The following is a 6,785-nucleotide window of genomic DNA, read 5'->3' as shown; positions in this document are numbered from 1 at the left end:
GGAGAGCAGCTGGCCCGACAACGACGTCACCGGTGAGTACCCCGGCCTGCGCGACGAGATCTCCGGCGACCTGGAGGGCTTCACCGAGCCCGAGACGCCCGCCGAGCAGACCGGCCTGATCGAGCCGATCGACCTGGACGCCCCGCACGTGCGCAACGGCGTGCTCGAACCGGCGCGGTCCGAGGAGCACACCGAGGCCGAGGACGAGGAGCCCGAGTCCGCGCACTCGCTGCGCGACCAGGAGCCCGAGCCGGCCCACTCCCTGCGCGACCAGGAGCCGGAGCCCGAGTACCAGGACCCGGAGCCCGCGTACCAGGAGCGGGACGCCGAGCCCGAGCACCACGAGCCGGAACCCGTGCTGCAGGAGTTCGTCGAGCCGGAACCCGAGCTCTGGGAGCCCCGGCACACCTACTCGCAGCCGTTCTCGGCCCCCGGAGCCCCGCCGCCCGCGCCGTTCTCGGCCTTCGAGCCGCGCGTCGACGTGGAGGACACCCAGGAACGCTCGGTGCGTGCCGTCGGTGCCGCGTTCTCGCACGGCACGGAGACCCCGGCACCTCCCGCGACGGCCCCGAAGCCCGAACGCTCCCGTTCGCTCTTCGAGCCGCTGCTGGACGCCGACGAGCCGCTCCCGGCCCTCGGCCAGACCCGCACGCTGCCGGACACGAGCAACGACCAGCCGTTCGTCCCGAAGTTCGTGCCGAGCGACGAGCCACTGCTCGCCGCCCCGCCCGAGCCGGAACCGGAGCCCGTGGTCCAGACCGACCTGCCGCAGCGCGTGACGGACGCGGGCCTGCCGATCCGCGAGGCGCGCCGCACCACCCCGCAACGGCAGCAGAGCTTCCCGGCGTTCCAGGCCTTCGAGTCACCGAAGGTGGAGGCGCCCCCGGCTCCCGCCCTGCCGGCCCGTCCCCGCCCGGTCGGCTTCTCGCCGTCCACCGGCGGCCGCCCGAACGGCGCACCGGGCTCGGCGCGCTTCCAGCAGCCGGAGGGCTTCAACCCGCGCTCGCCGTTCGGTCCCGGCTCGGTGCTGCCCAGGTCGGACGGCCACGCCCCGGCACCGGACTTCTCGGTGAAGGCGACCCTGACCGGCCGCCGCTACTACACCGAGGGGTCGTCGAGTTTCGGGGACACCCGCGCCGACGTGTGGTTCCGCACGGAGGCGGACGCGGAGAAGGCAGGGTTCCGCCCGGCGCCCTGACGCCTCTCCAGAGCACGGGAAAGGCCCCCACCGCGTTCGGTGGGGGCCTTTCCCGTCAGTCCTGGGGTCCTGGGGTCGGCCTCAGCCGACCACGGTCCAGGTGTCCTTGCCCTGCAACAGCTTGCCGAGGTCCGCCGCCTTCGAGGCCTTGGCCTCGGCGACCTGCGCCCGCGCGCTGTCGTCGTACGTCGGCCGGTCCGCCCGCCGGAAAACACCGGTGACGGTGTGCGTGAGGTCCTGCGTCGAGAGCCGCGAGAGCGCGAACGACAGGTTCAGGTCCGACGCGTCGTGCACCACGACGTCCGAGGCGTCCACGTCCGCCGACTTCGCGACCGCGAGCCCGAAGCCCTCGCGCACCACGCAGTACTCGCCCTCGCGGCCGAACCGGATCGGCTCCCCGTCGACGACGTTGATGATCCGCCGCTGCGCCTCGTCCGCGTCCTTCAGCACGTCGAACGCGCCGTCGTTGAAGATCGGGCAGTTCTGGTAGATCTCGACGAGCGCCGAGCCGCGGTGTTCCGCCGCCTGGCGCAGCACCGAGGTCAGACCGGCCTTGTCCGAGTCGAGCGCCCTGCCCACGAAGGAGGCCTCCGCGCCCAGCGCCAGCGACACCGGGTTGAACGGGTGGTCGAGCGAGCCGACGGGTGTCGACTTGGTGACCTTGCCCTCTTCCGAGGTCGGCGAGTACTGGCCCTTGGTGAGGCCGTAGATCCTGTTGTTGAACAGCAGGATTTTGAGGTTCACGTTGCGCCGCAACGTGTGGATCAGGTGGTTGCCGCCGATGGACAGCGCGTCGCCGTCACCGGTCACCACCCACACGCTCAGGTCCGGCCGCGACACGGCGAGACCCGTGGCGATGGCCGGCGCACGGCCGTGGATGGAGTGCATGCCGTAGGTGTTCATGTAGTACGGGAAGCGGGACGAGCACCCGATGCCCGAGACGAACACGATGTTCTCGCGCTTGAGACCCAGCGACGGCAGGAACGACTGCATGGTGTTGAGCACGATGTAGTCGCCGCAGCCGGGACACCAGCGGACCTCCTGGTCCGACTTGTAGTCCCTGGCGGTCTGCTTCTCGTCGGTGGTCGGAACGCCGGTCAGGCCGGGGATTCCGAGGTCGATCGCGGTCACGCCGACACCCCCTTGATCACGTCAGCGAGCACGTCCTGCAGCTCCTCCGCCTTGAAGGGAAGGCCCTGCACCTTGGTGTGCGACACGGCGTCCACCAGGTACTTCGCCCTCAGCAGCAACGCCAGCTGGCCCAGGTTCATTTCCGGCACGATCACCTTCTCGTACCGGCCCAGCACCTCGCCCAGGTTCTTCGGGAACGGGTTGAGGTGCCGCAGGTGCGCGTGCGCGACCGGCAGGCCCAGCTTGCGGACCCGGCGCGCGGCCGCGCCGATCGGGCCGTACGACGAGCCCCAGCCCACGACGAGGACCTTGGCGTCGCCGTCCGGGTCCTCGACCACGACGTCCGGCACCTCGATGCCGTCGATCTTGGCCTGGCGCAGGCGGACCATCCTGTCGTGGTTCTCGGGGTCGTACGAGATGTTGCCCGTGACGTCCTGCTTCTCCAGGCCGCCGATGCGGTGCTGCAGACCAGGGGTACCCGGCACGGCCCACGGACGGGCGAGCGTCTCGGGGTCGCGCGAGTAGGGCTGGAACGTCTCCGGGTCCGTCGCGAACTCCACGGACAGGTCCGGCAGCGCGTCGACGTCCGGGATCAGCCACGGCTCGGAGCCGTTCGCGACCGCGCCGTCGGACAGGAACAGCACCGGCGTGCGGTACTTGAGCGCGATCCGGCACGCGTCGAGCACGGCGTCGAAGCAGTCGGACGGCGACTGCGGCGCGACGATCGGCACCGGCGACTCGCCGTTGCGGCCGAACATCGCCTGCAGCAGGTCGGCCTGCTCGGTCTTCGTCGGCAGACCGGTGGACGGGCCACCGCGCTGCACGTCGATCACCAGCAGCGGCAGCTCGGTCATCACCGCGAGGCCGATGGTCTCGGACTTCAGCGCGATGCCGGGGCCCGACGTCGACGTGACGCCGAGCGCGCCGCCGTAGGACGCGCCGAGGGCGATGCCGATGCCCGCGATCTCGTCCTCGGCCTGGACCGTGGTGATGTCGAAGTTCTTGTGCTTGCTGAGCTCGTGCAGGATGTCCGACGCCGGCGTGATCGGGTACGTGCCGAGCACGACGGGCAGTTTCGAGCGCTGCGCCGCCGCGACGATGCCGTACGCGGTGGCCGTGTTGCCGGTGATCTGGCGGTACGTGCCGACGTTGAGCTTCGCGGGCGCCACCTCGTAGGTGACGGCGAAGGCCTCGGTCGTCTCGCCGTAGTTCCAGCCGGCGCGGAACGCGAGGACGTTGGCCTCGGCGATGTCGGGCTTCTTCGCGAACTTCTCGCGCAGGAACCGTTCCGTGCCCTCGGTCGGCCGGTGGTACATCCACGACAGCAGGCCGAGCGCGAACATGTTCTTCGCGCGCTCCGCGTCCTTCTTGCCGAGCCCGGTCTGCTCCAGCGCGCCGATGGTCAGGGTCGCCATGGCGACCTTGTGCACCTGGAACTTCTCGAGCGAGTCGTCTTCCAGCGGGTTCGCGTCGTAGCCGACCTTCGTCAGGTTCCGCTTCGAGAACTCGTCGGTGTTGACGATGAGGATGCCGCCGTCCGGCAGCTCGCCGACGTTCGCCTTGAGCGCGGCCGGGTTCATCGCCACGAGCACGTCGGGGCGGTCGCCGGGCGTCAGGATGTCGTAGTCGGCGAAGTGCAGCTGGAACGACGAGACGCCGGGCAGGGTGCCCTGTGGCGCGCGGATCTCGGCGGGGAAGTTGGGCTGCGTGGCGAGGTCGTTGCCGAACGCCGCCGCTTCCGACGTGAACCGGTCTCCGGTGAGCTGCATGCCGTCACCGGAGTCGCCGGCGAAGCGGATCACGACGCGATCCAGCTTGCGGGTCTCAGTGCTCATTCCTACGCCGATACCTCTCTCCAAGGGTGGCAGTGCCCCACCGCGAGGGTAGTCGCCAGGACCGCCTGCGAGACGGGCCGTGTACCACTGGGCGAGACGTACTGTCCCATCTGCCGCAACGGATCCCCCGCCGGGTGGAGAGCACGGTGCTACCAGCGGGAACCCGAATGCGACCGACGTCACCCTCAATACCTGTTACCAAAGGTAACACTTAACGTCCGCTGATCCGAGCCTTCATCGCGGCAAGCCTCGCAGCGAACTCTGGAGTGTCGATCGAAGCGACCTGTGGCCGCAGCTCCGTCTCGACGGCCTCCGCGTGGTCGTGCATTGCATCGGTCGCGCGCATGGTCGCCTTGATGGTCCGCACGAGTCCGGCTGGAGCCTCGGCCGAGTGTTTCGCCAGCTCCAGGGCCACCGCCAGTGGGTCCTCGGCCTTCGCGTAGGCGAGCCCGTGCGCCACGGCCCGGTCGGCGTCGAGGATCTCGCCGAAGAGCGTCATGGCCGTCGCGACCTGCGGCCCGGTGATCCTCTGCAGCATCCACGTCATGCCGCCGCCGGGGTGGATCCCGAGCTGGAGGAACCGCGCGTCGAACCGCGCCTTCGGCCCCGCGACGCGCACGTCGGCCGCCAGCGCGAGGTTGAGTCCGGCCCCGACCGCGGCGCCGTTGACGGCCGCGATCGTGGGAATGGTGGCGTTCGCCACTGCCAGGAAACCCAGGTAGATCTTCTTGAGGCCCTCGTCCTTGGAGCTGCCGAGCTGCGTGAGGTCCGCGCCGGCGCAGAAGGCGGGCGGCGCACCCGTGACAACCAGCGCGTTGGCTTCCTGTTCGGCCTGCGCCACCCTGTCGGCGAGCTGCTGCGACAGGTCGACCGTCAACGCGTTGCGCCGGTCCGGGTCGTTGATCGTGATGACCGCGACGGACTCGCGGAGCTCCAGCAGAACCTCAGCCATGCCCGCACCCTAGGGTGCCGGCGGCCGGTCCAGGAGCCGGGACAGCACGACCGTGGACACGGTCCGGTCGATGATCTCGACGGCCCGCAGCCGCTCCAGCGCCGTCTCGAGGTGGTGGATGTCCGCGGCCCGCAGGTGCACGATCGCGTCCGCCGCCCCCGACACCGTGTAGGCGGCGCTGACCTCGGCCATCGGCTCCAGCCGGTGCTGGATGTCGTGCGGCGCGACGTTGCCCTTGCAGTGCACCTCGACGAACGCCTCCGTGCCCCACCCCAGCGCCTCGGGGTCGACCACCGCCGTGAACCCCCTGAGCACGCCGTTGTCCAGCAGCTTGTCCACCCGCCGCTTCACCGCGGGAGCGCTCAGCCCGACCTCTTTCCCGATCTCCGCGTAGCTGGAACGGGCGTTGGCCATGAGGCACGAAATGATTCGCTGGTCGATGCTGTCCACACGCAACATTCTGCACCAGATCACGCAATGTCGCGGCGTTGTTCGATGGTCATCCCGGGATTTACATTTCGATCCATGACGCTATCCATCTCCGGGCCGGGCGAGCCGATCACGCTGGACATCGCCACGCCCCTGGCGCCGACGCGCACACCGACGACCCGTCGGTACCTGATGTGCCCGCCGACGTACTTCACGGTGGAGTACGCCATCAACCCGTGGATGGATCCGACCCGCCCCACCAGCACGTCGCTGGCCGTGGAGCAGTGGACGGCCCTGAAGGAGACCTACGAACGCCTGGGCCACGAGGTCCAGGTCATCGACCCGGTCCCGGGCCTGCCCGACATGGTCTTCTCGGCCAACAGCGGCACGGTCATCGACGGCCGAGTCCTGGGCTCCCGCTTCCGTGCCCCCCAGCGAGCAGCCGAGGCCGACCACTTCCGCCGCTGGTTCCTGTCCTCGGGCTACAACTCGGTGGTCATGCCGACCGCCGTGAACGAGGCCGAGGGCGACTTCACCTGGACCGGCTCCCTGCTGCTGGCGGGCACCGGCTTCCGCACCGACCCCCACGCGCACTCCGAAGCGCAGGAGGTCCTCGGCGTCCCAGTCGTGTCCCTACAGCTTGTGGACCCGCGCTTCTACCACCTCGACGTGGCCCTGTTCATGCTCGACGACCAGTCCCCGACACCTCTGGTCGCCTACTACCCGGAAGCCTTCTCGCCAGGCTCACAGGCCGTCCTGCGCCGCCTGTTCCCGGACGCCGTGATCGCCAACGCCGACGACGCCGTCTGCCTCGGCCTGAACGCCGTGTCCGACGGCAAGCACGTCGTCATGCCCGTGGAGGCCACGCACCTGGCGGAGCAGGTGGCCCGGCGCGGGTTCGAGCCGGTGTTCGTGGACATCTCGGAGTTGCGTGCTTCCGGCGGTGGCCCGAAGTGCTGCACGATGGAACTGCGCGGCTAGACCTCGCCCACGCAGTCTGCTTCGAAAGCCCCCGTCAACGACGCCGGGGGCCTTCGTCGTCAGCTGTGGCCGCCTTCGGAAAGGGCTAGCCTCCGGCGAATGCCCGACATCCTCGTCATCGGCTTCGACCCGCACTCCATCCCCGGCTTCGACCCCGCGCCCGTAGCGGCCGGCATCGAGCAGGGCAGCCGGGCCTTCGCCGAGCTGGGCCTCGCCGAGGACCTCTTCCTCATCGACTTCGCCGAGCTCGACGGCCGCG

6 protein-coding genes are annotated in these 6,785 nt (G+C 70.0%); 2 read left to right on the top strand and 4 right to left on the bottom strand.

What is annotated here, in order from left to right:
• Nucleotides 1-1,198, top strand: a 1,198-nt coding sequence (locus VF330_RS15780) for a hypothetical protein (protein ID WP_330852341.1), incomplete at its 5' end; no start/stop codon positions are given.
• Between the two features lie 81 nt (nt 1,199-1,279).
• Here the strand turns inward: VF330_RS15780 and VF330_RS15775 are convergent.
• From VF330_RS15775 to VF330_RS15760, 4 genes are all read right to left on the bottom strand, one after another.
• Nucleotides 1,280-2,329, bottom strand: coding sequence for a 2-oxoacid:ferredoxin oxidoreductase subunit beta (locus VF330_RS15775; protein ID WP_330852340.1), 1,050 nt, complete (start codon nt 2,327-2,329; stop codon nt 1,280-1,282).
• Entirely contained in the window at nt 2,326-4,164 is a 1,839-nt protein-coding gene (locus VF330_RS15770) for a 2-oxoacid:acceptor oxidoreductase subunit alpha (RefSeq protein ID WP_330852339.1), read from the bottom strand. Before VF330_RS15770 ends, VF330_RS15775 begins: the two co-directional genes overlap by 4 nt.
• 211 nt (nt 4,165-4,375) lie before the next feature.
• Nucleotides 4,376-5,116: an enoyl-CoA hydratase gene (locus VF330_RS15765; RefSeq protein WP_330852338.1), complete on the bottom strand. Its 741-nt coding sequence runs from the start codon at nt 5,114-5,116 to the stop codon at nt 4,376-4,378.
• A gap of 9 nt (nt 5,117-5,125) precedes the next feature.
• A complete protein-coding gene (locus VF330_RS15760; protein ID WP_089948968.1) occupies nt 5,126-5,566 on the bottom strand; it encodes an Lrp/AsnC family transcriptional regulator in 441 nt (146 codons plus the stop codon).
• 75 nt (nt 5,567-5,641) lie between these two features.
• Between VF330_RS15760 and ddaH the strand changes: the two genes are divergently transcribed.
• Entirely contained in the window at nt 5,642-6,526 is an 885-nt protein-coding gene (gene ddaH, locus VF330_RS15755) for a dimethylargininase (RefSeq protein WP_333783784.1), read from the top strand.
• Nucleotides 6,527-6,785 lie beyond the last annotated feature (259 nt).

The organism is Lentzea sp. (assembly GCF_036380075.1).
GTDB lineage: Bacteria > Actinomycetota > Actinomycetes > Mycobacteriales > Pseudonocardiaceae > Lentzea.
The sequence above is the reverse complement of the archived record's forward strand: the minus strand, read 5'-3'. Positions and strand labels throughout refer to the sequence as shown.

Bases quoted from the DNA above. Each gene is read 5' to 3' on its own strand.
- ddaH (WP_333783784.1), top strand. From the start codon at position 5,642: ATGACGCTATCCATCTCCGGGCCGGGCGAGCCGATCACGCTGGACATC.
- VF330_RS15770 (WP_330852339.1), bottom strand. From the start codon at position 4,164: ATGAGCACTGAGACCCGCAAGCTGGATCGCGTCGTGATCCGCTTCGCC.
- VF330_RS15765 (WP_330852338.1), bottom strand. From the start codon at position 5,116: ATGGCTGAGGTTCTGCTGGAGCTCCGCGAGTCCGTCGCGGTCATCACG.